This window comes from Arthrobacter oryzae (genome assembly GCF_031454875.1).
GTDB lineage: Bacteria > Actinomycetota > Actinomycetes > Actinomycetales > Micrococcaceae > Arthrobacter > Arthrobacter oryzae_D.
The window spans coordinates 135,814-161,462 of the sequence record NZ_JAVDRQ010000011.1; the positions used below are offsets into that span (position 1 = coordinate 135,814).

A 25,649-nucleotide genomic window follows, 5' to 3' on the forward strand; every position below is an offset into this window, starting at 1 on the left:
TCAGAGAAGGGGCGCCGAGTGAGCATCGACGTGACCACCCCCCTGGAGGGCGTGCAGCAGATCACCATCAATCGGCCGGACAAGAAGAACGCGATTGACAGGACGATGTACTCAGCCATGACCGATGCAATTGCGGCGGCCGAGGCTGGGCCAAATACCCGCGCCATTGTCATCGTAGGAGCAGGAGGCTCGTTCACGAGCGGCAATGACCTAGCCGACTTTCTCGCCGACACTGATTCGTCCGCCGCGGTCAACTTCCTCCGTGCCCTCGTGCTCGCAAGAACGCCAATCATCGCTGCGGTCGAAGGGCCGGCCATCGGCATCGGCAGTACCATGCTGCTGCATTGTGACCTTGCAGTCGCTGCTCGCTCAGCCAAGTTCAGAATGCCCTTCACCCGCCTCGGTCTCACACCTGAAGGCGGTTCATCGCTCCTCCTTCCACGGGTCGCGGGCCCCAAGCTCGCCGCCGAGCTTCTTCTCTTCGGGGACCCATTCCCGCCTGATGTGGCCCTGAGAGCGGGACTGATAAACGAGGTGGTCGCGGACGGTGAAGCGCTGTCTCGCGCGCTCTCCTATGCCGAGCGACTCCGAGAGGTCCCCTATGAGTCGGTGCGGGCCACCAAGGACTTGCTGCACAAAGAGCGTGAGCAGATCCTCTCCACGATCGACCGCGAAGTACGTGTGTTCCAGGAGAGACTCGGATCAGACGAGTCGTCGGCGATCATCAAGGCGATGAGCCGCATGTCAGCGCCGGTCGAAAAGTGAGCCGTTTCGTGGGCTTGGCGTCTAGTGGTCGTTGCAACACCTGAGCTTTTAGGAGTTGCAATTGGCAGATATGAAACGACCACGAAAGTCACGGGTGCCCCTCCAAAGAACGCTGCACGGGCTCACTATGATCAGCTGATGAAACAGGGAATGGGCAATTCCGAATGCCGAATCGTCGGAATCAGCCGTAGTTCCGGCACTCGATGGCGGCACGGTCATACAGTTGTTCTGAAGTCCGGCGACGTCAAAAAGATCGCTCCCATCTCCCGTCTAAGACCAGCCGCGATTTCTGCCCGATTTCTCTCCGAGTCCGAACGGATCACGATCGCGGACCTCCTGCATGCCGGGCGGAGCATCCGCGCTATCGCATTGGAACTCGGGCGCAGTCCGTCCACCGTGAGCAGAGAGATTCGCCGGACATTCACGAACCCTCTGGCAACTATCGTCCGCGGACAGCACAGCGCAGCGCCGAACGTAGACGGAGCCGCCAGCGGCCCGGCAAGATAGCAGCCAACCCCGAGCTGCAGGAGTTCGTGCGTGAACATCTGAAGCAACGCTGGAGCCCCCGCCAGATCAGCAACCGTCTACGCGCTAATTTCCCGGGACAACCCGAGATGCACGTCGTCCCCGAGACTGTTTATCAAGCCCTATATGGGCGCGGAAGCCTGGATTTGGCCGTGGACCCTGCTGTATCGCTGCGCAGCGGACGGACTGGCCGCCGGCCGCGCCGCCGAAAGGAGCACCGGACCAGGCGTTTCCCGGACATGGTGATGATCCGGGACAGGCCCGCGGAAGTGCTCGGCAGATTAGTACCGGGCATTGGGAGGGCGATTTAATCATTGGGAAGGGCGGTCGCTCGGCCATCGCCACACTGGTCGAACGGACCACTCGCTTCATTCATCCTCGTGCACTTGGCAGGGAACCGTGGTGCTGAGAATCTGCGCGATCGGCTAGCTGATTCGATGAGCCCGCTCCCGCCGCACCTGCGCCGTTCTTTGACCTGGGATCAGGGCACTGAAATGGCTTGCCATCAGGGTTTTACGCGGCAGACGCTGATTCCGGTGTATTTCTGTGATCCCGCGAGGCCCTGGCAGCGCGGCTCAAACGAGAACACTAATGGCCACTGCTTCGGCAGTACTTCCCGAAAGGAACAGACCTCGGCGTCCACAGCCCCGAACACCTCACCAGGGTCGCCGCTGAACTCAATCGCAGACCACGCGAAATCCTGGGTTGGCAGAGTCCCATGGAGCACCTGGCTAAACTGACTTCACCGGCGCTAGAACCATAAACCGTTGCAACGACCGCTGAACTCCGCCGCCGTCACTATGGCTCAGTTTTCGACCGTCACCGACACCGCAGATGACTACAGCATGCGGATGCTGCCCGAGCTTCTGCTCCACCTCATGAACCTCGCACGTCAACGCTGTCGGCGATTGATTGCCGAGGCAGCGCGCGACGAGGACCAGCCAGCGCGCGTTGACGACCTGCTACCGACAGCGAGGACATGAGCCTGTCTCGGCCCAGCGGGCACGGGCAGCTCAGGTCTTCCGGCTGCAGTGGGCCGCTGGCCGCCGAAACGGCCCTCGACGCGCCCGCGCGCGATTTCTCCGTGCGCACAGCAAGGACTGCTGTCTCAGGTTCCGCCGTTCCGCTGTTCGGGCGAGTGCGGCAGGACCGGCTCGGTTGATCATGGAGTCCACGCTGATCGGCAGATCGATTCCCGCCGGCGGCACCGAGGGATCGGGTCCCGGATTCCGTTGAAGCTGGACAGGGGTCCCACGACCCCACCTCGGTCTGCCTGTCACGCCGTGGGATCCGGGCTGATACCGGTGGATGACCCCGCTACACCATGCTGGCTATGACGGTACAGAGGTGGCGCTTCCCTGGACCTGGGAGCAGAGCTCGCTCCGCTCGCACTGCCCCGTCCGACAGGCAGAGCTCACTCAGAAGCCCAGGGCGTGTCTCTCAACCGAGTCGAGAGACACGCCCTGGGCCCGATGTCGCACCCGTTCCGCGTTCAGCAGGAGCTCTTGAGCTCCTGCTTCAGGATCTTGCCGGTAGTGGTCATAGGCATGCTCTCGACAAACTCGACGATGCGGGGGTACTTGTATGCCGCAACTCGTTCCCGTATCCATTCGATGAGTTCGGCTTCGCTGACCTTGGCCCCAGATCGGAGGACCACGACGGCTTTCACCTCTTCGCCGTGACGTTCATGAGGCACCCCGATGATCGCCGCGAGCGACACCGCAGGGTGCGTCATAAGGACTTCTTCGATCTCACGGGGGTAAACATTGAATCCGCCTCGTATGATCAGGTCCTTTGAGCGGTCCACGATGTAGTAGTAGCCGTCTGCATCCTTCCGGGCCAGATCGCCTGAACGAAACCAGCCATCGCGCATCGCTTCACTGGTCGCCTCTGGACGATTGAAGTATCCCTTCATCACGTTGTGGCCCTTGATGGCGATTTCGCCGATAGCGCCGGGCAAAGCGACCTCGCTCCAGTCGTCGTTGATCAGCTTCATCTCCACCCCAGGGATAGGAACACCCACCGACCCCACACGCGCTTCCGTCCCATAGGCGGCGGAGATGGACGCCATCGGGCACGTCTCAGACAGGCCGTAGCCCTCGAGGATCGGCACTCCGAGCCGCTCGTTGAACTCACGGTGGATCTCACCGGGAAGCGCTGCGCCGCCCGAGATAGCCACACGCAGGTGCTCAGCGAGGACGTGAAAATCTTCGGTCTCGCCGGGGACTCTCAGCAGGCTCCAAAACATCGTCGGAACGCCAGCGAAGAGCGTGACGCGCTCCTTCAGCATCAGATCGAGCACAGCCCTCGCTTCAAATCTCGGCATAAGAATGATGGTGCCCCCGTGGGCAAAGCCCACATTCTGGACGATCGTCTGGCCAAAGGAGTGGAACAGGGGGAGGACTGCCAGAGAGACATCGGGTTCGTCCTCTGAGCACTTGAACATCGCAGTTGCGCACAGGGCGTTGTCCAGCATGTTCCGGTGACGCAGCTCTGCGCCCTTGGGCTGTCCTGTCGTGCCGGAGGTGTAGAGAATGACCGCCGTTTCGTCTGGCCCCACCTGGGCCGTTTCGAAAGACGTGGACTGGGAAGCCCATGGAAGCGCTGCCCCAGGATCGACCAGAAAGAGGCTCGTCGCGGTGTTCTCACTGACGGCCTCTTGGACCGATTCCCCGATGGGAAGCTCCGGCGTTCCTGTGAACGCGATGTATCCGCGGGCGCCCGAGTCACGGAGATGGTAGGCGATCTCGCGCGACTTGAGCAGAACATTGAGTGGAATGACGGTGGCTCCCGTCTTCAAGATCCCGAAGTAGGCGATGCTGAAGTAGGGGATGTTGGGCATCGAAAGCAGAACGCGGTCTCCGAGTCCTAAGCCGTGCGAGGCGAGCAGGTTCGCAACCTGATTCGCGGCCGCATTCACCTCTGCGTAGGAGAGACGCGTCTCTCCCATGACCAAGGCGGTTCGCTCTGGGTAGATTTCGGCACTGCGTTCCAGCAGCTGTGCCAGGTTGTGCCGAGTACGTGCCGGATCGAGACCGTTCGACGTATCGACGCTGATATGGGTGAACATGGAAAACCCTTCGTGCTCCATTGCGCTGTGATCAGCCTTCGAAGAAGACTCGGGCAACCTAGGCAGTTTGCACAAGTGCTTTATGCACACGTATGACAGTCCTGCAGATGGAAAATGCATATTTGGGGGAGGTCGCGAGGGAGTGAGGGCAGAAACAGGTATGCCTGCAGGTATGGCGGGGGGTACTTTGACGCCTGCGCAGGAAGCCGCCCTCCACCAGATTGGTGTGTCATGAGTCACCAATCAATCGACGTCGTCGTCGTAGGAGCCGGGTTCTCCGGCCTGTACGCTGTTCACCGCTTCCGCAACCTCCAAGGCCTCTCCGTGCAGGCCTTTGACGCCGGGGCCGGCCCCGGGGGAGTTTGGCACTGGAACCGATACCCCGGTGCCCGCTGCGATTTTGAAAGCATTTTCTACTCCTACTCCTTCGATGAGGATCTCCAGCGTGAGTGGCGTTGGAGTGAGCGGTTTGCCGCCCAGCCCGAGATCCTCTCCTACCTGGAGCACGTCTGCGATCGCTTCGACCTGCGACGCAGCTTCCGGTTCAACACCCGCGTCACTTCGGCCGTCTGGAACGAGGAGACGGCGCGCTGGATAGTGCGCACCGATGACGGCGCCGTCACGGAGGCGCGCTACTTCATTAACGCGGCCGGCAGCTTCTCAGTGGTGAAGCGTAGCGACTTCCCCGGGCAGGAGGACTTCCGCGGCACCGTGCTGCACACACGGGATTGGCCCGCCGCTGGCGTCGATCTCACGGGCAAGCGCGTTGCAGTCATCGGCACCGGGTCGACCGGGATCCAAGTCATCCAAGCCATCGCCAAGGGCGTCGCCTCTCTGACCGTCTTCCAGCGCACCGCCAACTTCGCGTGCCCCTTAGGGAATCGCCCGATGACCGACGAAGAGTTCGAGCAGGTCGTCGCCGACTATCCGAGGCTGCGTGACGAATCACGTGCGAGTCTTGCAGGGGCCGCATACCCGCGGGCACAGCGTTCGGCCCTCTGGGACACCCCTGAGGAGCGCCGCAGGGTCTACGACGAGTACTACGATGGCGGCGGATTCCGCATGCTCACCTCCACATATTTCGATCTTATCTACAACCTCGAGGCGAACAAGACCGCCCAGGACTACATCCGGGAGCGCATCCGCGAGCGGGTGAACGACCCGGAGACCGCTGAACTGCTCTCACCGAACAACCACCCATACGGCGTCAAACGCGCAACCTTCGAAAGTGGGTACTACGAGACGTTCAACCTGCCGCATGTGCGCCTCGTCGATGCTCGTGCGACCCCGATCGAGCGAATCACCTCGACGGGGCTCGCCACCACGGCCGAGGAGTTCGAGTTCGACGTCATCGTGCTCGCGACCGGCTACGATGTCGGCGCCGCGGCACTCATGCAGATGGGCGTCGTCGGGCGCGACGGACTGACGCTGGACAAGCGGTGGTCGAACGGACAGCGCGCCTATCTCGGCACCGCCACATATGGCTTCCCCAACCTCTTCCACATCAACGGTCCCCAGGGTCCGGCGGCGCTCTTCAACAACCCGATTGCCATCGAGGATAGCGTCGACTTCGTGAGCGCGCTGATCGCGCAAGCCGACGGCAACGCCGTCCGTGCGGTGGAGGTCACGGAAGCCGCCGAAGAGCGGTATGACCAGCTCGTCCGCGAAGTCGCGAATGCGACGCTGTTCCCAACCGCACCCACCTGGTACATGGGAGACAACATCTCCGAGAAGCCCCGGTCACCGCTTTCCCTGTTCACCGGAGCTCCCCTGTTCCGGGCCATCACGGCTGAGGCCGAGGCCCGCGGCTTCTCAGGCTTCTCCTTCGACGGCGAGCAGCGGCCGATTCCAAGCCTCGTGCGGCTGGATGGGGCGGCGGCGTTCCTGCTGGCCGGCATGATGAACATGGGACAGAAGCCGCTGGAAGAGGCCTCGCTCCAAGAGGCCCGCGCGGCAATGGACAGTTTCGCGCTAATGCAGCTCCCAGTGCCAACGGGAGTCGCGATCACCGAAGTCGAGTATTCAGGGGCTGGAGGACCACGCACCGCCCGCCTGTACCGGCCGCCAGTCGGGGACGGACCCCTGCCGGTGATCGTGTTCATCCACGGCGGGGGCTGGATCGGCGGCAGCCTCGACGCCTTCCACGAACCCAGCGCAACACTCGCTGCCCGCACAGGTGCGCTGGTGGTCTCCCCTGACTACCGCCTCGCACCCGAACACCCTTTCCCGGCTGCCACCGACGACACCTTCGAAGCCCTGCAATGGGTCGCAGACCACATTCAGGAGTACGGCGGAGACCCTACCCGCCTTGCGGTCGGCGGTGAGAGCGCGGGCGGCAATCTCGCTGCCGTGGCCGCGCTGCGCGCTCGAAACGAGGGAGGTCCGCAGCTATCCGCCCAGATCCTCATCACCCCGATCACCGATCCCCTCGCCGACAACGCCTCGCGCCGCGAATTCGCGCATGGTCCGATCATCTCGGTCGAGCTGGGCAAGCGCATGAGCTCCCTGTATGCGGCCGACCCGCGGGATCTGCAGTCACCCCTCGTCGCTCCAGCCAAGGCGTCCAACTTCGATGGGCTCCCCCCGACCCTTGTCATTACGATGGAGATCGACCCTCTCCGGGACGAAGGCGAGGACTATGCACGCGCCCTCCAGGCGGCGGGCATCCGGACCGTACTCCGCCGGTTTGACGGCCTCTTCCACACCGCATACTCCTTCTCCGCTCCCATCCCGAAGGTAGCGGAGATCCAGAGCGCGATAGCGGACTTCCTCGTGCCGATCTTCACCGAGGCAGAAAGCACAGTGACGGTCCGATGACGCAGACAGAAGGAGGGAGACAGACTGTGACCATGAACGGCAAACGGGTGCTTATCACCGGCGGCCATCGGGGGATAGGCCGCGCAATCGCCGAGGCCTTCGTTTCCGCCGGGGCCCGAGTGGCCATCGCTGACATTGAGGGAGCGGAGCAGGCTGCAGCCGAAATCGGACATGGAACCGTAGGCGTCAAGCTCGACGTCACATCAGCTGACAGCGTGGCCGCGGCCCTCGGCGAGACCGTTGAGCAGCTCGGCGGACTCGATGTCCTGGTGAACAACGCAGGAGTGGAAGCCTTCGGCCCGCTCCATGAACTCGAACAAGACGACTTCGACCGGCTGACCTCGGTCAACCTCCGCGGTCCATGGCTCGTGTACAAACACGCAGTGCCCGCGCTCATCGATGGTGGCGGAGCGATCATCAACATCGCATCGCTCGCGGGCCTCGTTGCCTTCCCGCTTCTGGGAGCCTACTCGGCCACGAAGGCCGCGGTTGTCCGGCTGACAGAGGCGATGGCGCTCGAACTGCGAGACCTCGGTGTGCGAGCCAACGCGATCTGCCCTGGATTCATCGACACGCCAATGATGGGACGGGCATTCCAGGAATGGGAGGCTGCGACAGGGACGCCGCTTTCCGATCTGGTCGTCGCCGGACAGGGGCGGCTGGGCAAGCCGGAGGAAGTTGGTGCACTCGCCGTTTACCTTGCCTCGGATGCAGGTTCCTTTGTGAACGGCACCGCGATCGCCCTGGACGGCGGAATGAACATCCGCAGAGGCTAACCTTTGCGGCCCGCGGCCTCAGCCGCGGGCCGCAAGTTCGGTCTGGGGCTCTGCATGCTGTTTGGCCAGCCACGCGGCAACTTGGCCGAGGCTGGTGTGGGCGGCCATCGACCCTTTGGAAGAAATTCACTCGCAGCCAGACCGAGTCCGTCCATGTGGACGGATGTGAACCCGCCATCATCACCCAGGAAGTAGTGAAATTGCTCAGCCGTCATGCCCTTCGCATCGAAGTCCACAATTTGACGTTAGAAGGTTGGCCAGAATCTCAGGCGGCTCTAGTGATTGCTTCTTCTCCCGGGCGTGACCGCCCGGCATCGGAGGAGACGGAGGATGATGGCGAGGTTGGGCGGGGGCTGGAAGGAACCTCCTGCCGACTTTCGCCCTCCCAAAGTGCGGTCTCGCCCCCACCACCGGCTCCTTCTTCACTGCTTCCGAAGCTGGAGGAGTTCAACGGACACCTTCCCACGGAATTGACGAGAGCGCACAACGCTGTTCGGGGAGCTTGTCTGCCAGGAATGGGGCCCGATCGGGCACCTCGAGGTACTCCTGCAGACCAGTGTGAGGCTCTCTCAGAGGGCCGAGAGCGCGATCCGAATCTGGGCCAGCATGGATCCTGCGGTGGTGATGGTGTGGCGGTAGATTACAGTCGCTGTTCCGCCGTCACGGATGTCATGGGCCCACTCGACCGCCGATACTCAAACTTGCGAATGTCCGTACGCCTTCGAGCGGCTCCAGCGTCGTCCTTTTGCGGCCCGATGTTGTTTGTGCCCTTGCTGGTGAAAAAATCTATCCCTGCCTTGAAGCCGTTGACAAAGGTGCGCTTTCGAGGCGCACGGCCCTGTCAAGGAGGTTACATTTTCTCAAGGTAATCGGCACATTGCTGCCCGCGCGTGTTCGCGTCTGATAGCAACCGCTTATTGCTGTAAGGCCGATGCCTAATGCCGCAGCTGCCTCAAAGCCGTCGGGCTTTGATCTCAAATTTCATCTGCACCACCGCTTCGTCGCTTGGGCGTCGACCTCGCATGGGCGGCCCCGAGCCGGGGGCCCGCGCCATGAACTATTGCTTGTACGCGGGCTTGGGCAGCCCGAGTTCGCGGGCAATAAGGTTGCGGAACACCTCGACAGTCCCGCCGTAGATCGTGGAAACCTGAGCTTGGCGCTGCAGCACTCCGAGCTGTCCAGCGGGCTCCTGGATGTCGTCCACAAGGGAGTCCTCACCGGTCAAGGAAACCAGGTCGTCGATGCCGTCAATGTAATTCTGGGCGGCGAGCACACGCGCGGTGAGCCCCTTCGTGGCGCCACTGAGCATCAGCCGGAGCGCCGTCTCGCCGATAACGCGTGCCGTCGCAGAATCTTGCGGGTCGATGCCATGGCTCATTGCCCATTGCAGACCGTAGCGGAGCCCATGAGCCAAGCGGCGCTGGTAGAGGACGCCAGTGTCGCCGTGGTGCCCCTCGGCTGCTCCGCCGATGCCGTGCTCGGCATCGAGCGGACCTTGGAGCACCTCCCAGCCTTCGCCGATGTCGCCGAGCCGGTAGATATCAGGCACCTTGACATCGCCGAAGAAGACGGTGTTGGTCCGCTCACCGAGAGTCCAGATCGGATCGATCTGGACTCCCGGCAGGTCGAGCGGGACCACGAACATAGTCAGTCCTTGCCCCTTCTTGGCACAAGGGTCGGAGGTGGTCAGGAGGAAGGTGTATTTGGCATGGTGGGCGCCTGTCATGAAAACCTTCGAGCCGTTGATGGTCCAGGAACCGTCATCTTCTCGGCGTGCTCGCGTTCGGGCGTCCGCAATGTCGGATCCCCCGCTCGGTTCTGTGTATCCGAGAGTCAACGCCGTCTGACCGGAGACGACTTCAGCAATGACTTTGTCCCGCACCTCATCGCGGGCGAAGCGCTGGATTGACGGGAAGATCATCCGCGTCGTGAAGACATTGATAATCGGAGCCTGTGCGGCCTCCAGCTCGGCGTCGAGGATTTCGTACTCCCAGAAGTCCAGATCGGCTCCGCCTTCGCTTGACCCCAGATCTGGGATGATCCAGCCTTCCCGCCCGAGTGCTCTGAAGAAGCCGGGGTGATGCTCGTCAGAACGCGCTTCTGCCTCTGCGCGAACCTCGGGAGTCAGCTCTCGATCAAGGAAAGCGCGGACCCGGCCCCGGAACTCCTGGTAACGGGGGGAAGTATCAAAAGTTGAGAAATCCACTTGGCTGTCCTTCTACTCAGTGCTCATAGGACCGATGGAGGATCGAGGCACCAGAGTCGGCCACCAGTCGATCCGGGTGCCCGGAAAAAAGTCCCCACGCCCGGGCTCGCGTGAAGGCAAGTGTGACGTCTGATTCGAGCGAAACCCCTTGGCCTCCGTGTATATGTACCGCAGTATGGACCCCAAAGGAAGCAGCTCTCACGGCTCCCGCGAATGCCAAGGCCGGCAGCTCAGGCCTGCTCTCGGGTTCGTTTTCCTGGAACCAGGCGGCTTGGCGAATCAGGTTGCCCGCGGCGTCGAGAGCGATCTTGACGTCGGCGAGTTTGTGCGATATTGCCTGAAGGGCGCCGATCGGCACTCCCCTTGTTTCCCGAACCGTGGCGAAGTCCACCGCATACCTCAGCGCCGTGCGGGCAACGCCAACCAGAGCTGCGCCGGTGAGAAGTCGCCATTCGGTTACTAGCTGGCGTCGCGCATAACCGGCATCATTGAGCACGAACTCGATGCTGCCGTCCCCGGGCGTCCAGCTTCCGAGGGGCATGCCTGCCGCGTTGGGCCGCCACGCAGGGGTTGCGTGGCGCTGGATGACGACAAGGTCATCCCCGCGCCATCCAACTACCCAGCGGGCCACACATCCCGCCGGTAGGGTCTGGGGCCGCGATAGGTCCTCCAGCGCTACAGTAACGGGCTCTACTCCGTCGAATAGCTGGTTGAGGCCCGTCGCCGGTTCCGCTACACGCGCTGCCGCCCGAAGGCCTGCAATCATGTCGGCGAACGGCACCGGTGCAAAGGCCTCGCCGAGGACCTCTGCCGCCGCCACAAGCGATCCCAGGCCAACCTCAGCACCCCCAAGTTCTTCGGGGAGTCCGGCAGCGAAGAGGCCGAATTCCGCAAGCTGGCCGAGCAATGACGAGCTGAACGAGACGCTTCCGAGATCCCTTAGCTGTCGCGTTGTGCAGCTCTTGGCGAGGATGGAAGCCACACCATGACGTAACGATTGCTGTTCGTCGTCCAGGGTGAAGTCAGACTTCCGATTTTCGAAGACGCCGAGGGCGTCCAGGCCCGAGTGGATCTGCCACTGGGCGCTGGGGCTGGCGATGGTCACGGGTGACCTCCTAGATCGATCAGTGAGTCGCCGGCCGGGATGCCCGACGCGTGGGCGAACACACGGTCGTGTGTGCTGCGTGCAACGCGTCCGGCCGTGCCGGCGCGGCCGATGAGGATGTCTTGAAAGTCCTGTTCCACCGTCTGTCTTCCTCTGAAGAGGGAATTGCAGCGGCGGCGGCTTCGGCGCACCACTGCGGCGTTTGTTTGTCGTCAAGACCCCGGTGAATCGGAGTCTTGCACCTCACTGTATTTCGGTCGCTTGCCGTACGCAATAGGCCGAGCTCAAATTTCATTCCGATTTCGTACGTAACCCTCTTTCAAAATCGTACGGAATGCGTATGATATTGAGAACGGAGATGCTCGCACCTCACCCGCGACTCGAAGGAGAGTTCCTGTGCACGACAAAACCGCCCGCGCCTCCTCCCCTGAGGAGAACCGATGAAGATCGCAGTCCTAATCAAGCAGGTTCCGGACACCTGGGGCGAACGCAGCCTCGACTCGCGCACTGCGCGGGTTCGCCGGGACGGCGAGCTGGTGATCGATGAGATCAACGAACGCGCGCTGGAGGCCGCACTCGCCTTCCGCGATCGGAACAAGAAGACTGAGATAGTATCCATCTCCGTCGGACCTGATGCGGCCGCAGAGGCGCTCCGCAAATCTCTGGCCATGGGCGCGGATTCGGCAGTCCACGTCATCGATCAGGCACTGGAAGGTGCCGACGCGGTCGCCACTTCGATTGCCCTTGCCGGGGCAATCGAAACCGTCTCACCGGACGTCATCATCGCAGGCAACGTATCGACCGACGGCCGGTCCGGAGTTGTGCCGGCCATGGTGGCCGAACGTTTGGGTCTGCCCCTCTTGAGCGCGCTGGACGACCTGGAGCTTGCATACGACCGGGCTTCCGGCACCCGTGTGATCGACACCGGAACCCAGCGCCTGAGCGCTCCATTGCCTGCTCTCGTGACCATCACCGAGAGGATGCCCGAAGCCCGCTTCCCGAGCTTCAAGAGCATCCTCTCCGCCAAACGCAAGCCGATCGTGAGGATGTCGCTAGACCAGCTCGGAATCTCGATCCCTTCTGCTGCGAGATCGGTCGTGCTGGGAGCTGTGGAACGGCCGGCACGAACCGCTGGACGAATCGTGGTGGACGATGGCGTAGCCGCCGCCGAACTCGCCGCCTTCCTCGCGGCCGAACGACTCATCTGAGGAGACGCTGACATGAATGTGCTCGTACTTATCGACCTGACGCCGTCGTACCAGGCGGCAAAATCCGCCGCCCACCTGCTGGCGGCCGCCTCCAGGCTGGGCAGGCCGATCGCGGTGGTTGTAACCCCTCCGGGTCGCGGGGACGACGTGGCCCCCCGTCTCGGCGCCCTCGGAGCTGAGGAGGTGTTCCTCGCTGAGTGCCCCGAAGCCGGGACCACTCCGGTGCTGCCTCAAGTGGCAGCCCTGCATAAGGCCATAACCGCGGTCTCACCCATTGCCGTTCTCGTCTCCAGCTCCATCGACGGCAGAGATGTGGCCGGGCGTCTTGCCGTGCGGGTTGGCGGAGCAGGCAACTACGAGGTCGTCGACGTCCGCCTGCAGGACGATCGTGTTGTAGCCACCAGCTCCGTTTTCGGGGGTGCATACACGGTGGATTCGGTTATCGACGCCGGACTGCCAATCCTCACGATCCAACAGGGACAGGCCATTGAACAAGGGGCTCCGGCCGCCTCTGGTCGGGTGATCCATTGCGAGATCTCAATTGACGGACCTGCCGCCGTTGCAGAAGACCTGGCTGAGGCGCCACTCGTTGAGGGGCGCATCGACCTCAAGGGTGCCGCGAAAGTTGTCTCGGGGGGCCGAGGCCTTGGCTCAAAGGAGAGCTTCGCCCTAGTGGAGAGCCTCGCTGATACCTTGAGCGCCGCGGTCGGTGCCTCGCGCGCTGCCGTTGATGCCGGATACGTCCCCCAGACGTATCAGGTTGGCCAGACGGGAACCACTGTCTCGCCCCAGCTCTACGTCGCCCTCGGCATCTCTGGAGCCATACAACATCGGGCCGGAATGCAGACTGCGAAGACGATCGTTGCCATCAACAAGGATGCCGACGCACCGATCTTCGAGATTGCCGACTTCGGTATCGTCGGAGACGTTTTCACAGTTGTCCCACAATTGATCGATGAGATTGAGGCCCGTAAGAAATGAGCCCGACTCGAAACGAGGGCACGGGAATCCGCTGGCGCAGCCTTCTGTGGGTCGTGCCCACTGCCCTGCTCGCCCTGGCACTGTTCGCGCTGGCCGCCCGCTGGCTCCGCGAACAACCGGACGTCGCCGCGTTCCTCGCCCGATACCCGGGTCAGGTTGCAAGGCCTAGTTCTGGCCCGGACGGTCTTCCGGCTTGGCTGAACTGGCAACACGCATTCAATGCCTTCTTCATGATCCTTATTGTCCGCACCGGATGGCAGGTGCGGACGCAGACTCGGCCAGAGGCTTTCTGGACTCGTAACAACAAGGGCTTGCTCCGGTTGAAACGCCCTCCGAAGAAGATCAGCCTCATCCTCTGGCTACATCTGAGCCTGGACGCAATGTGGGTCATCAACGGTGCCCTCTTCTACGTACTGATCTTCTCAACGGGCCATTGGACCCGCATTGTTCCAACTGATTGGGATGCGTTCCCCAATGCGCTCTCGGCAGCCATCCAGTACGCATCGCTCCAGTGGCCGTCAGAAGACGGGTGGATCGCTTACAACGGACTTCAACTGCTTTCGTATTTCGCAGTCGTCTTCATCGCATCCCCGCTGGCGATTTTGACGGGACTGCGTATGTCACCATTGTGGCCTGCGGAGGGAACATTGACGCGTGTCTACCCGGCGGAGCTGGCCCGCCGCATGCATTACCCGACGATGATGTTCCTCGTCGCGTTCATCGTCGTGCACGTTCTTCTCGTCCTGACTACTGGTGCCCTGAACAACCTCAACCACATGTACGCGGCCCGAAACGACGAGAGCTGGATCGGATTCTCGCTGTTCGCAGTCTCGACGGTGATCACAGTCGTAGCTTGCGTCGCGGCTCGACCTCTGTTCCTGACCCCGGTGGCTTCGATTTCGGGCAAGGTGACCTCCCGGTGACACCGAGCGACGACAGCGCGGCCGCAGCCGGTGCCGAGGCAATCTGGTTGATCAAGATTTCCGGAAGCGGTTTAAGGGTCGACGTCACAAAGTGCTCCTTTGATCTCCACGGATGGGTACAACGTGCTCATCGATCCGGGATGGGCCGCTTCCTGCGGCAGTTCCGGGGTATCGAGGGCTAGGCGGAAAGACGGCTGCGATCTTCTACCCCTATGATCAAGGAAGGACCTCTCGAATGTAGGATGACCAGATCCGAGAGATCGGCTTGCGGTCAGCTGCCACACAACCCGGCTTACTCTCGCGGAGGACCGAAGAGGACGAAGGGGAGCACCTGGTGGGACAAGGCAATCGGCAGACCTCAAAGCGATTGGCCGACGGAATGCCGTCGGCCGGCCGCCCCAGGGATCCCACGATGGACCGTAAGATCTGCGAGGCTGCGGTCGAACTCTATGCCAAAGAGGGTTGGGGACGTTTCACTTTCGAAGCTGTTGCGCGGCTTGCCGGAGTCGGCAAGCCAGCGCTATACCTGCGCTATCCCAGCAAGGAAGAGCTGCTCATATCTTCGATTGCGACCTTGAACCGCGTGGACGACGAAATTGACACAGGCTCCCTGCATTCGGATCTGCTGCAGTATGTTCGAGAGGCATTCGAGTTTCGACTCTCCGCGCTAGGAACTGCATTCCTGCGAATGATGGCCGATCAGCTTTACCATCCGGAACTGCGTGAGCCTTTTCATGAACGCGTCGTACGAAAGAAGATTCTCAGTGTGAGGCGAATCATTGAACGCGCAAAAGAACGAGGGGAACTACCGCGCAGCATGGACACCAACATCTTGCTGGAGTCTCTCGATGGAGCCGTCATGAACCGCGTAAACGGCACCCGCCTAGTCAGTAGGAAACGGCTGCGGGCAATGGCCGACGAGTATGCCGAAACCTTGGTTCGTATGCTGCTGGAAGGGGCCAGTGCAGGAGCTCTCCTCCCGTCAGGTCCCACAACGATAAGAGAGTCCTGACACTCGGCGTCCTTCAGCAGCGCGACGAATAGACGGGAACAGCAAGGCTCTGTCCCGCCTCCAACCCGGCAGCAGCAACGACAAGATAAGGCCAAGGGTTGGCGCCTGTGATCAGGCAAGAATGAAGGACAGTCCCTTCCCCTTGCTCGAAAGCGCCGGATGGGATTCCTCGCCCGAGGCCGGCTTCGCCGTTCTGGGCCACTGCTGTAGTGGGCACAGAACGGTGGGGCTGACGCAAGAGAGCAGCGATCGAAGGCAAATGGACAACTTCGCCTATGGCATGCCACGCTTTCGGCACTGAGAAACAGCGAGACCTGGGACAGGGGAACTCAGCCTCACACCGCCCCAGACAGATTCGCCTCTGCGCGGGCGCTTGGGAAGAGCGTCCAGATGCGCGGAAGTGCCGGCAAGCAGTTTGGCCGTCGTTCCCCATTCAAAGCGAGCCCCGGCCAGGGCTCTGTGCCTAATGCCACGGAGCAGCTCGGCCGAGAGTGGCTACAATCGGCGTCGATCCCGATGTGTCCACGCCGTAGGGCACAGGCGAGCAGCTCGGCACGCGTCTTGCAGACGAGGCCAGAAGATCCCGAATCAACTCTGATGCGACGGGCTCGTGCTGCTCACCTTACCGTCCGAGGAGGCGGCGGTGACGGTTTCGATGCGGCGGTGAGAGCGCGGGCGGCAATCTCGCTGCTGTGGCCGCGCTGCGCGCTCGAAACGATGGAGGTCCGCAGCTATCCGCCCAGATCCTCATCACCCCGATCACCGATCCCCTCGCAGACAACGCCTCGCGCCGCGAATTCGCCGGCGGCCATCGGGGGATAGGCCGCGCAATCGCCGCGGCCTTCGTTTCCGCCGGGGCCCGAGTGGCCATCGCTGACATTGAGGGAGCGGAGCAAGCTGCAGCCGAAATCGGACATGGAACCGTAGGCTTCAAGCTCGACGTCACATCAGCTGACAGCGTGGCCGCGGCCCTCGGCGAGACCGTTGAGCAGCTCGGCGGACTCGATGTCCTGGTGAACAACGCAGGAGTGGAAGCCTTCGGCCCGCTCCATGAACTCGAACAAGACGACTTCGACCGTCTGACCTCGGTCAACCTCCGCGGTCCATGGCTCGTGTACAAACACGCAGTGCCCGCGCTCATCGATGGTGGCGGAGCGATCATCAACATCGCATCGCTCGCGGGCCTCGTTGCCTTCCCGCTTCTGGGAGCCTACTCGGCCACGAAGGCCGCGGTTGTCCGGCTGACAGAGGCGATGGCGCTCGAACTGCGAGACCTCGGTGTGCGAGCCAACGCGATCTGCCCTGGATTCATCGACACGCCAATGATGGGACGGGCATTCCAGGAATGGGAGGCTGCGACAGGGACGCCGCTTTCCGATCTGGTCGTCGCCGGACAGGGGCGGCTGGGCAAGCCGGAGGAAGTTGGTGCACTCGCCGTATACCTTGCCTCGGATGCAGGTTCCTTTGTGAACGGCACAGCAATCGCCCTGGACGGCGGGATGAACATCCGCAGAGGCTAACCTTTGCGGCCCGCGGCCTCACCCGCGGGCCGCAAGTTCGGTCTGCAGCGCTCCTGCATGCTGTTTGGCCAGCCACGCGGCAACCTGCGCGCGTGAGGTGAAGCCCAGCTTCGCCAAGATGCGCTCAAGGTGCCCATCCGCCGTTCGCTTTGCGATGAACAGTTCCTCCGCGATCCGCCGGTTGGAAAGTCCCCGTTCCACCAAGCGGGCCACTTCGAGTTCCCTCCTGGTGAGGGCCTGGGCGCCGTTGGAGCCATTAGGTACCATCCCCTCCGTGGCCGGTCCCCCCAAGGCCAGTTCGATCGCCCGACGGCGCGCATCGTAGGGGGAGCGGGGTTGCATCGGTGGGTTCGGTGACGAATCCAGGCGACCGAAGCGGTCGGCGGCAAAGGCTGCGAGCTGAGGTCCGAATGCTTTGAGCGACGTCGCCAGAGACTTCCAAACTTGTTCGGCCGCCCTGTGCAGCAGGCCGGCACGGCGCAGCTCATCGCAGTCAAAGGCGATCCATGCCATGAGCTGCGTTGTCAGTGCGACGCAAATACCGTCGTCCAGGGAACGCTGGAGTTCTAGAGCCTCCCGCGCAACGCGTTCTGCTTCCTCGTACTGACCTAGCCGCCAATGCGCGACCCCGGCTATCCACAACGCATACCCTCGAGCCGACTGCTCGTCGGTCTGCTGTGAACCCGCCAGTGTTGCCGCGCAGACATCTAGTGCCGCCTCGGGCTGGCCGTCGGACACGAGGGCCACCGCGAGCATGTATTTCGCCGTGAGCTCCATGAAGCGATCACCGGAGAGGCAATGCAATTCCGCGGCGACCCGAAAGGCATCACCTGCCTCATCCGGCTTGCCCTCGAAAAGGGTCGACAATGCTTGTAGCTGCTTGGCGTATGCCGCGACCGGCTCAGTTCCCAGGAGCCGGGCCAATGACTCCAATTCCTCGAGCCACGATTCAGCAGCGGCATGATCTCCCTGAAGCAGGCACGTCCAGATAACGATGACAATGCAGTCGGCGCGTTCGGGCGTCACACCGTCGACGTCGGCAAGAAGCACCTCTATCCGCTTCCGTCCCTCCGCCAGCGAACTCGTCAGCCAGTGGTAGCGCAGAGCTGCAGCCAGCTGAAGTCCCTTCCTAGCCTCACCCTCGGTCCGCACACTCCACTGTATTGCCGCAATGTAGTTGGAGTGGTCCAGGCGCATGGCAGCGATCGTCGCTCCTTGGTGGGGCCCGCACCAATCCTCCATGGCGCGGGTAGCGCGCAACATCATCGCATCGCGGTGTCGCCGTTTCAGCGTCGCCGTCTCGCCTGCGTCGTTGGCAAGTCGAACCGCGACTTCCCGTAAGGGAGCAAGGAGCCTGTACCGCAAACGGGCAGGCCTATTGCCTTCCTCGACCATGAGGATGGACTGTCCGACCAGACGGTCGATCGTGTCGAGCACATCGTCCTCGTCGGATCCGTCGAAAGCACAGACCATCTCGGCCAGCTGGAGATCGAACGAACCGACGAACACTGACAGTCGCCGCCAGAGCAGCTGGCTCGACGGCGAGCATAGGTCATAGCTCCACTCCACCATCGCCCCCAGCGACTGATGGCGGGAGCCTGGAACTGCCCCGGCCGTTCTGGTCAACGCACTCAGCCTACGGCCGAACCGCTCGAGGACGTCTTCCACGCCAAGGGCTCGGAGCTTGTAGGCCGCCAGCTCAATGGACAGCGGGATGCCTTCCAGCAGCCGACAGAGCTCAATCACCAGCTCACTGTTCGTTTCGTCTACCGAGAATCCGGGTTTCGCGGACTGTGCACGCTGGGTCAGTAGCATCACGGATGGATCCGTCACCAACTGCTCGGCCGGTGTTCCCGGCGACGGCACATCGAGCGGCCGCACGGGCCTGAGAACCTCGCCTTCAACGCTGAGGGCTTCCCGAGACGTGGCAAGCACCCGCAGGTCCGGGACGGCGCTCATGAGGCTCGTGAGGACTTGCTGCACCGCCGAAAGCACATGCTCGCAGTTGTCTACCACCAGCAGGGACCGACGCCCACTGAGGAAGCCTGACAGCTTGAGCGCGGGGTCAGCATTGGACTGATCCGGGATCCCGAGCGCTTCGACAAGTGCGGCTTCGACGTCGCTGGCCTCCGCTCCTGCTCCGAGATCCTCCAGACGGAAAAACCACACGCCATCCGGAAACTGTGCCCGTGACCGGTAGGCCACCTCGCACGCCAGGCGTGTCTTGCCGATGCCACCGGGTCCGACGAGAGAGACCAATCTCGAATTCGTGAGTGCGTGACGCACCTGCTCCACATCAAGGCGCCGACCCACGATCTGACTCGTCGATCCGAAATGCGGGGCATCACGTCCTTGTGATGCGCTGTTGCTCATGGCTTGCGTTTGGTGGGTCCACGGCCAGTCCGCTCCCGGCGATTGAGGCCCCACCGGTTCTCCTCTCACGCAATTGGACATCTGGAGTAGCCGGGTCTATGTATCGTGACGGGTTGTTGCCCTTTCGCCAAGGGTATGATGCACAAGAAAATCCGTCACTTATGTGGCTTCCGCACATGGCAGGGGAGGAGCGATGAATGAGCCTGTACGACCAGGTTCCGGCCGAGGATCCGGTAGCCTCGCTCATTCGGGCCGTTGCGCGTCGATTAATTGACCCGACAAGTGGAGTGATGGAAGAGGTCGAGAAGGCTGCGATCGCCGCGGTCGACGAGCCCTTCCGCAGCGACCCCGCCCTGTCCGCCGAGATCCTCGCTTCAACCCGGCACAATGTCCAGCACTGGGTGGACTCTCTGATTGCATCCCCATACACGATTGTTCCTCCAGCTATCACTCCTCCTGTCGTCGGCATCGCTCGTCAGGGTCTTCGCAGAGGTGGGGAGCGCAACCTCTGGGCCTCCTACGATGCGGGGAGAGAGGTCCTCTGGCGGCATTGGATGAGACTGAGCTTTGAAGAAGCAGGAGATGGAAGCGCATTGGCCCGCGCCCTCGACGTCGCCTCCGCCTCGCTGTCGAAGTGGATCTCCGAAACTATCCGTGAGCTTACCGACCAGATCGAGCGAGAGCGGTCCGCACTGACCCGCGGCACTCACGCCCGAAAGTTTGAGATGGTCACGCTCGTTCTCGACGGCGCTCCCATCGAGGCGTCGCGTGCTTCGGATCGTCTCGGATACCAGTTGCAAGGCGGACAGATCGGGGCCGTTCTCTGGACGGACGCCGGTGCGCCGGATCAAACCTCGCTGAGCCAGGTGGCCGACGAGATTCGCCAACGAGTCGAGAGCCGAGACGTCCTCACCATACCCGCCAGCTCATCGTCCCTGTGGTTATGGCTAGGCGGTATCACCCCATCGCTGCATCCCGCTGACCTTATCCCCGAACAAGAGGTTCCGCACGTGCGAGTCGCAGTTGGGTCAGCCGGAACGGGAGTCGAGGGTTTTCGCCGGAGCCACTTCGAGGCGGTCGAAGTGCAGCGTCTCATGTTGCAGGCGATGAACATGCGCGCCGCAGCGTTCGACGACGTCGCACTTGTCGTGCTCGCGACCCGCGATGAGAACGCGGCGCGAGGGTTCGTTGCTCGCGTGCTCGGCCCCCTGGCGGCCGCCGACACGGAGGTTAGGGAGACCTTGCGTGTTTACATCCGCGAAGGATGCAGCGCTTCTCGGGCCGCAGCGGCTCTCTTCTCCCACCGGAACACGGTGGTCAATCGGATCCAGCGGGCAGAGGCTCTGTTGCCAGAACCGCTAAGGGGACGATCAGTGGAGGTTGGTGCTGCGCTCGAGATGAACCGCTGGATTGGACGAGATGCGTAACGAAGCCAAGGCGCACGACGCTGAGGACCCACGGGTGCAGCGAGGTTCGGACGAGGCGCGAGTCCGGCCGCAGGAACTTGAACGGCTGGCGCACAGAGCGGCCTTGGACGCTTATCCTGAGGTCGACTTTGACGCGATGGCAATGGCGTTCAACCTCATGCGGGCAGCGAACCGACTCACCCGCGATCTCGAAGTTTCCGTCAATCGTCCGAACGGACTCAGCTTCGCGGGCTACCGCCTTCTATTCACAATCAAGGCGGTCGATGGTGAGCATCCGAACGAGCTTGCCCGCCTCAGCAGCGTCTCCACGGGATCCATGTCCAGCCTCCTTCAGACGATGGACAAGTATGGCCTGGTCGTCCGTGAGGCCGACCCTACTGACGGGCGCAGGTCGGTCGTTAGGCTCAGCGGGAAGGGAGAGGCGGTCGTTGCTGACCTTTGCCGCGCAAACAATCTTCGTGAGCAGCAATGGGCCGAAGGCCTGAACTCGGAGGAGCGCCAGACCTTCACTTCCCTCCTCCGCAAACTTCTACTCCATCACCCAGATAGGCGCATGCGGTGACTGCCCGCGGCGACCCCTTCGCCCGCCACCGCGAAGATAGTTCGCTGGCTCACATTTTCTCGGTCCAGGACTGCTCCAGATCCAGTTGATGGCTTGAGGCTGAGCTAGGCCGGTTCAGCCGTATATCGCACCTGCAGTAGCCTACGGAATCTGTTCGCGGCGATGAAAAGTCCTCACGGGTGGCCAAGTCTGTGGAGATTCTGCCGAGCGCCGTGAACGGGAGATGCCGCAGCGAGCTTGAGGCAGCCAAGTCCCAGGCGGTACCGGAGTAGCCAGTACCGGTCGAAGCCCTCTTGGATCGACTGACTCATCCATGCTCACATTCACGGCCCGAAAACGTTGGCGCGGGCGTCACCAGGCAGCGGATTCTCAGGTGTTCTGGGCGTAGTCCGCGCGACATCGACCATGGGTTTTGCCCTCGAAAGCCGCGCACTAACCGCCCATCCCATCACTCGCCTCGCCCGCGGAGCTACCGCATGTCAGTCGCATCGTTGATCTTGATCTCGACCCGACATAGCATAGTCGCTAGATATCCAGCGAGTTTGCCTCGCCTGAAATGGGAGATTGCGATGACCGCGGTCAAGGATGACCTGGCTAGGCCTACGGAGGCCGCTTGGGACCTGCTCACGTATGCCGACGACCTGAACGAGGCAGAGCGCCAAGCCCTGCTGCGTCTCCGGCTATTCATGGAGGAGCATGTACGGCCCATCGCGAACGACTTCTGGGACCGCGCCGAGTTTCCCGTGCACCTGGTGCCCGAGCTTGCACAGACGGGAGTCTTCGGCTTCGGGTACCCAGGCATAGAGGAGCTCGAGACCTCTGCCCTCTTCCGCGGACTGGCAACTCTTGAGCTCGCCAGGGTCGACCCGGGGTTTGCCACCATGCGTGGGGTGTCGTCCGGATTGGCAATGAAATCCATTGCACTTCTAGGCTCCGATGAGCAGCGTAACTACTGGCTTCCCTGTCTCGGCAGCGGGGAGTCGATCGGGGCTTTCGCCCTCACAGAGCCGTTCGCGGGCTCCGATGTCGCACGAGGATTGTCCACAACATGTCGGCGGGTCGGCGAGACTTGGATACTGAATGGAGCGAAGCGATGGATCGGCAACGCCACTTGGGGCGACGTCGTTATCATCTGGGCCAGGGCCGAAGAGGATGGCCAGGTCAAGGGATTTATCGTCCGGACTGATACCCCTGGCTATACGGCCCGAAAGATCGAGCGCAAGTACAGTCAGCGGAACGTGCAGAATGCAGACATAACGCTGGAAAACGTGGTCGTATCGGATGCGGATCGGCTGCCTGAGGCACGAACATTCGCGGACACTGCTCGCGTCCTTACTGCTTCCAGGCTTGACGTCGCATGGACTTCGTTGGGAACCGCAATCGGTGCCTATGAGGCCGCCTTGGCATACGCCAATTCCAGGACTCAGTTCGGAAAACCCATCGCCCGCTTCCAACTGGTGCAGGATCTGCTTGTAAGATCGGTCAGCAACATTACGGCGAGCGTCGCTGTCTGTGCCAGAGTCGCGGTGCTGGCCGACCGGCACGGTCCTCAGGACCATCAGACGGCACTTGCCAAGGCATTCGTGACTACGCGGACCCGTGAGGTCGTGGCCTGGTGCCGCGAGATTTTTGGCGGCAACGGCATTGATCTGGATTTCGACGTGATCAGATTCTTCGCAGATGCGGAGGCACTCTATTCGTATGAGGGTACCCGCGAAGTCAACACCCTTATCGTCGGTCGGCACATCACGGGTGAATCCGCGTTCGTCTGAACGCCGCTCGTCGCGCACCCAGACCGCTTCCGGTGGAGTACTGCGTGTGCTCCCCACCGCGGCCAGTGATGCACAGGGTAACGGCTCCTTGTCGATTCTTGAATGCCTCCCTCTAGTGCTGCTTGACCTAGATCTCAGGCCTTCGGTGCCTGTCCTGAAGTCCCCCCCCGACTCCGTTGGCTAACTCCTTCCAAGAATCAGCTGTTCATGCCGCCGGCGCCGGCGCCGGCGCTCTAAAGCTCGCAACAAGCAACCTCGAAGGTCGAGGCCCGGCGCCGGACCCGTTTACATCAAGGTGATCCGCCTTATTCGGAACGAGACCGGGCAACGGGTGGGCAACGTCGAGGCGCAGGCTGCTGCGCCCCAGGAGTAAGCGCTAGGTCAGTTCATCTAGGCAGTCAGGGTCGACGGTCGATCCGGGACTGCATCCGCAGTTCCGGATCGAACCAGTTGGGGGAGAACTTCACCGATCTTCCGCCGGGCATGCTGAACACAACTGCTGGCAAGCGGGCTTGGTGATGCCGCCAGAAAGGCGAGACGTACTGAGTTGGCGGGTATCGGACAACAAAAAAGGGGAGCCGGTCCTGAGTATGGAAACTCAGGACCGGCTCCCTTTTGAGCGAAGGAAGCAGATTGCTAGCCAGCGTGTGCCAATTGGACAGCCACGTCTACAATCATGTCTTCCTGACCACCCACATAGCCTGCTTTGCCAACTTCTTCCAGAATCTTCCAGGCAGGCACCCCGTACCGGGAAGCGGCACGCTCTGCATGGATCAGGAACGATGAGTAAACCCCCGCGTATCCCTGCATGATGGAGGCACGGTCCATCACAGGCTTGCGTGCAATGTAGGGCTTAACGACGTCCTCTGCGGCGGCCATAAGGCCCTGAACGTCCACTGCCGTGTGAATACCCAAGCGGTCGAATGCAGCGGCGAGGACTTCGGTGGGGGAGTTCCCCGCTCCAGCGCCCAACGCCACGAGAGTCCCGTCAACCTGCTTCGCACCGGCGCGCACGGCGTAGACGGAATTTGCCACTCCGAAGCTCAGGTTTTGATGGCCGTGGAACCCAACCTGGGCGTCGTTGCCGAGTTCGGCAACCAGCGCTGAAACGCGTTCGGAGACGTCCTCGAGGATGAGTGCGCCGGCGGAGTCGACAACGTAAACACACTGACAGCCAGCGTCAGCCATGATCCGTGCCTGGCGGGCCAGTTCTTCCGGGCCCACGCGGTGGGAGAGCATCAGGAAGCCGACGGTTTCCATGCCCAGGCTGCGGGCGTGCTGGAAATGTTGGATGGATACATCAGCTTCCGTACAGTGCGTGGCGATGCGGGCTACTGAAGCTCCGGCATCATGGGCTTCGTTCAGGTCGTGGATGGTTCCTAGTCCCGGGAGCATCAGCACAGCGATCTTTGCGTGCTTGGCTTCATCGACCGCTGCACGCACGAGGTCCAGCTCCGGGGTGAGGGAGAATCCGTAGTTGAAGGAAGAGCCGCCCAGTCCGTCTCCGTGGGTGACCTCGATAACCTGGATGCCGGCATCGTCCAGTGCCCGTACGGTAGAGCGGACGTGGTCGACGGTGAACTTGTGGCTCATGGCGTGTGAGCCGTCCCGCAGGGTGGTATCGGTCAGTCGGATGTTGTAGCCGGGTGAGGTACTCATGCGCTTGCTCCTGCGGTAGTGGCTGTGTGGGGAAGTGCCAGCTTGCGGTTGGAGAGCAGATCGGCGGTGCGGGTTGCCGCGGCCGTGATGATGTCGAGGTTGCCGGCGTATTCGGGCAGGTAATCGGCTGCGCCCTTAACCTGAAGCCACACGCCGACTCTGCCTGCACCATTCCAGTCGGAGCGGGCCGGGTCGAATTGAGGGTCGACCCGCAGCGAATATCCGGGGACGTATTCTTGGACCTTTTCAGCGGTCCGGGCGATTGATTCCCGGATGGCGTCCTGGACGGGACCGGGTTCGGCGGCTTCAGCGGGGATCGCGCAGTAGACGGTGTTGCGCATGATCATGGGCGGTTCCACTGGGTTGATGATAATGATGGCCTTGCCCCGCGCGGCGCCGCCGACCACTTCAAGGGCTTTGGCGGTCGTTTCCGTGAACTCATCCACGTTCGCCCGTGTTCCGGGTCCAGCGGATTTCGAGGCGATGGACGCGACGATTTCGGCGTACTTGACGGGGACCACGGACGAAACGGCTGCCACGATGGGTGTGGTTGCCTGGCCACCGCAGGTGATCATGTTGACGTTGTCGGCATCGGGCACCGAATCAAGGTTCACGACGGGACAGACGTAGGGGCCGACGGCCGCGGGAGTCAGGTCGATAGCCGTAATTCCTGCTTCCGCGTAGCGCGGGGCGTTCGCGGCGTGGGCCTTCGCGGACGTCGCTTCGAAGACGAAATCGGGAAGTTCGTCCTGGGACAGTAGCCAGTCAACGCCTTCGTGGGAGGTCGTCAGGCCCAGCCTGCCGGCTCGTGCCAGCCCGTCTGAGTTGGGGTCGACGCCGATCATGTACTTTGGCTCGATGTTCTGGCTGCGGCGCATGAGTTTGAACATGAGGTCGGTTCCGATATTGCCTGAACCAACTATGGCTGCGGTCATTTTGGGCATTGGA

The 25,649-nt window shown here is 62.2% G+C and carries 17 protein-coding genes and 2 pseudogenes; 12 read left to right on the top strand and 7 right to left on the bottom strand.

The window, feature by feature from the left end; translation table 11 throughout:
* Positions 1-18: 18 nt before the first annotated feature.
* Both J2805_RS19055 and J2805_RS24065 read left to right on the top strand, forming a co-directional pair.
* On the top strand, positions 19-765 hold the full coding sequence (locus tag J2805_RS19055; protein ID WP_309979057.1) for an enoyl-CoA hydratase-related protein: 747 nt from the start codon (positions 19-21) through the stop codon (positions 763-765).
* Positions 766-903: 138 nt separating this feature from the next.
* A pseudogene (locus J2805_RS24065) lies at positions 904-2,053 on the top strand (IS30 family transposase).
* Between the two features lie 729 nt (positions 2,054-2,782).
* Here J2805_RS24065 and J2805_RS19060 read toward each other — a convergent pair.
* Positions 2,783-4,360: a long-chain-fatty-acid--CoA ligase gene (locus J2805_RS19060; protein ID WP_309979059.1), complete on the bottom strand. Its 1,578-nt coding sequence runs from the start codon at positions 4,358-4,360 to the stop codon at positions 2,783-2,785.
* Between the two features lie 231 nt (positions 4,361-4,591).
* On the opposite strand from J2805_RS19060, the gene J2805_RS19065 reads away from it, so the two are divergent.
* Both J2805_RS19065 and J2805_RS19070 read left to right on the top strand, forming a co-directional pair.
* The gene (locus J2805_RS19065) at positions 4,592-7,177 is read left to right on the top strand and encodes a flavin-containing monooxygenase (protein ID WP_309979061.1); all 2,586 of its coding nucleotides are present in this window, start codon (positions 4,592-4,594) and stop codon (positions 7,175-7,177) included.
* Positions 7,178-7,209: 32 nt separating this feature from the next.
* A complete protein-coding gene (locus J2805_RS19070) occupies positions 7,210-7,953 on the top strand; it encodes an SDR family NAD(P)-dependent oxidoreductase (protein ID WP_309979063.1) in 744 nt (247 codons plus the stop codon).
* 1,057 nt (positions 7,954-9,010) lie between these two features.
* Here the strand turns inward: J2805_RS19070 and J2805_RS19075 are convergent.
* The 3 genes from J2805_RS19075 to J2805_RS19085 are packed head-to-tail and all read right to left on the bottom strand — an operon-like array spanning position 9,011 to position 11,404.
* Positions 9,011-10,159: an acyl-CoA dehydrogenase family protein gene (locus J2805_RS19075; protein WP_309979066.1), complete on the bottom strand. Its 1,149-nt coding sequence runs from the start codon at positions 10,157-10,159 to the stop codon at positions 9,011-9,013.
* Positions 10,160-10,175: 16 nt separating this feature from the next.
* Positions 10,176-11,264 (bottom strand): acyl-CoA dehydrogenase, encoded by a 1,089-nt coding sequence (locus J2805_RS19080; protein ID WP_309979068.1) that lies wholly within the window; start codon positions 11,262-11,264, stop codon positions 10,176-10,178.
* Complete coding sequence (locus J2805_RS19085; protein ID WP_309979070.1) at positions 11,261-11,404, bottom strand: hypothetical protein; 144 nt, start codon at positions 11,402-11,404, stop codon at positions 11,261-11,263. Before J2805_RS19085 ends, J2805_RS19080 begins: the two co-directional genes overlap by 4 nt.
* 300 nt (positions 11,405-11,704) lie before the next feature.
* On the opposite strand from J2805_RS19085, the gene J2805_RS19090 reads away from it, so the two are divergent.
* From J2805_RS19090 to J2805_RS19115, 5 genes and pseudogenes are all read left to right on the top strand, one after another.
* Positions 11,705-12,472, top strand: coding sequence for an electron transfer flavoprotein subunit beta/FixA family protein (locus J2805_RS19090; RefSeq protein ID WP_309979072.1), 768 nt, complete (start codon positions 11,705-11,707; stop codon positions 12,470-12,472).
* A 12-nt stretch (positions 12,473-12,484) separates the two neighbouring features.
* Positions 12,485-13,453, top strand: a complete 969-nt coding sequence (locus J2805_RS19095; protein ID WP_309979074.1) for an electron transfer flavoprotein subunit alpha/FixB family protein — start codon at positions 12,485-12,487, stop codon at positions 13,451-13,453.
* Positions 13,450-14,376, top strand: a complete 927-nt coding sequence (locus J2805_RS19100; RefSeq protein WP_309979076.1) for a cytochrome b/b6 domain-containing protein — start codon at positions 13,450-13,452, stop codon at positions 14,374-14,376. The genes J2805_RS19095 and J2805_RS19100 overlap by 4 nt, the downstream gene beginning before the upstream one ends.
* Positions 14,377-14,788: 412 nt before the next feature.
* The gene (locus tag J2805_RS19105; protein ID WP_309979078.1) at positions 14,789-15,388 is read left to right on the top strand and encodes a TetR/AcrR family transcriptional regulator; all 600 of its coding nucleotides are present in this window, start codon (positions 14,789-14,791) and stop codon (positions 15,386-15,388) included.
* Positions 15,389-16,059: 671 nt separating this feature from the next.
* Positions 16,060-16,908 (top strand): annotated as a pseudogene (locus tag J2805_RS19115) (SDR family NAD(P)-dependent oxidoreductase); the annotation flags it as partial.
* Between the two features lie 18 nt (positions 16,909-16,926).
* On the opposite strand, the gene J2805_RS19120 reads toward J2805_RS19115, so the two are convergent.
* Positions 16,927-19,281, bottom strand: a complete 2,355-nt coding sequence (locus J2805_RS19120; RefSeq protein ID WP_309979080.1) for an ATP-binding protein — start codon at positions 19,279-19,281, stop codon at positions 16,927-16,929.
* A 197-nt stretch (positions 19,282-19,478) separates the two neighbouring features.
* On the opposite strand from J2805_RS19120, the gene J2805_RS19125 reads away from it, so the two are divergent.
* The 3 genes from J2805_RS19125 to J2805_RS19135 all read left to right on the top strand — a co-directional run bounded on the left by J2805_RS19125 (position 19,479) and on the right by J2805_RS19135 (position 23,042).
* Positions 19,479-20,708 (top strand): PucR family transcriptional regulator, encoded by a 1,230-nt coding sequence (locus J2805_RS19125; RefSeq protein ID WP_309979082.1) that lies wholly within the window; start codon positions 19,479-19,481, stop codon positions 20,706-20,708.
* Positions 20,701-21,270, top strand: coding sequence for a MarR family winged helix-turn-helix transcriptional regulator (locus J2805_RS19130; RefSeq protein WP_309979083.1), 570 nt, complete (start codon positions 20,701-20,703; stop codon positions 21,268-21,270). Before J2805_RS19125 ends, J2805_RS19130 begins: the two co-directional genes overlap by 8 nt.
* Positions 21,271-21,839: 569 nt before the next feature.
* A complete protein-coding gene (locus tag J2805_RS19135; RefSeq protein ID WP_309979085.1) occupies positions 21,840-23,042 on the top strand; it encodes an acyl-CoA dehydrogenase family protein in 1,203 nt (400 codons plus the stop codon).
* A 636-nt stretch (positions 23,043-23,678) separates the two neighbouring features.
* Here J2805_RS19135 and dmpG read toward each other — a convergent pair.
* The gene (gene dmpG / locus J2805_RS19140; RefSeq protein ID WP_309979087.1) at positions 23,679-24,701 is read right to left on the bottom strand and encodes a 4-hydroxy-2-oxovalerate aldolase; all 1,023 of its coding nucleotides are present in this window, start codon (positions 24,699-24,701) and stop codon (positions 23,679-23,681) included.
* Complete coding sequence (locus J2805_RS19145; protein ID WP_309979089.1) at positions 24,698-25,645, bottom strand: acetaldehyde dehydrogenase (acetylating); 948 nt, start codon at positions 25,643-25,645, stop codon at positions 24,698-24,700. Before J2805_RS19145 ends, dmpG begins: the two co-directional genes overlap by 4 nt.
* Positions 25,646-25,649 lie beyond the last annotated feature (4 nt).

What these genes read in the sequence shown, in the direction of transcription:
- J2805_RS19060 (WP_309979059.1), bottom strand. Translation starts at nt 4,360, where the DNA reads ATGTTCACCCATATCAGCGTCGATACGTCGAACGGTCTCGATCCGGCA.
- J2805_RS19065 (WP_309979061.1), top strand. Translation starts at nt 4,592, where the DNA reads ATGAGTCACCAATCAATCGACGTCGTCGTCGTAGGAGCCGGGTTCTCC.
- J2805_RS19070 (WP_309979063.1), top strand. Translation starts at nt 7,210, where the DNA reads ATGAACGGCAAACGGGTGCTTATCACCGGCGGCCATCGGGGGATAGGC.
- J2805_RS19090 (WP_309979072.1), top strand. Translation starts at nt 11,705, where the DNA reads ATGAAGATCGCAGTCCTAATCAAGCAGGTTCCGGACACCTGGGGCGAA.
- J2805_RS19095 (WP_309979074.1), top strand. Translation starts at nt 12,485, where the DNA reads ATGAATGTGCTCGTACTTATCGACCTGACGCCGTCGTACCAGGCGGCA.
- J2805_RS19100 (WP_309979076.1), top strand. Translation starts at nt 13,450, where the DNA reads ATGAGCCCGACTCGAAACGAGGGCACGGGAATCCGCTGGCGCAGCCTT.
- J2805_RS19105 (WP_309979078.1), top strand. Translation starts at nt 14,789, where the DNA reads ATGGACCGTAAGATCTGCGAGGCTGCGGTCGAACTCTATGCCAAAGAG.
- J2805_RS19120 (WP_309979080.1), bottom strand. Translation starts at nt 19,281, where the DNA reads ATGAGCAACAGCGCATCACAAGGACGTGATGCCCCGCATTTCGGATCG.
- J2805_RS19125 (WP_309979082.1), top strand. Translation starts at nt 19,479, where the DNA reads ATGAGCCTGTACGACCAGGTTCCGGCCGAGGATCCGGTAGCCTCGCTC.
- J2805_RS19130 (WP_309979083.1), top strand. Translation starts at nt 20,701, where the DNA reads ATGCGTAACGAAGCCAAGGCGCACGACGCTGAGGACCCACGGGTGCAG.
- J2805_RS19135 (WP_309979085.1), top strand. Translation starts at nt 21,840, where the DNA reads ATGACCGCGGTCAAGGATGACCTGGCTAGGCCTACGGAGGCCGCTTGG.
- dmpG (WP_309979087.1), bottom strand. Translation starts at nt 24,701, where the DNA reads ATGAGTACCTCACCCGGCTACAACATCCGACTGACCGATACCACCCTG.
- J2805_RS19145 (WP_309979089.1), bottom strand. Translation starts at nt 25,645, where the DNA reads ATGCCCAAAATGACCGCAGCCATAGTTGGTTCAGGCAATATCGGAACC.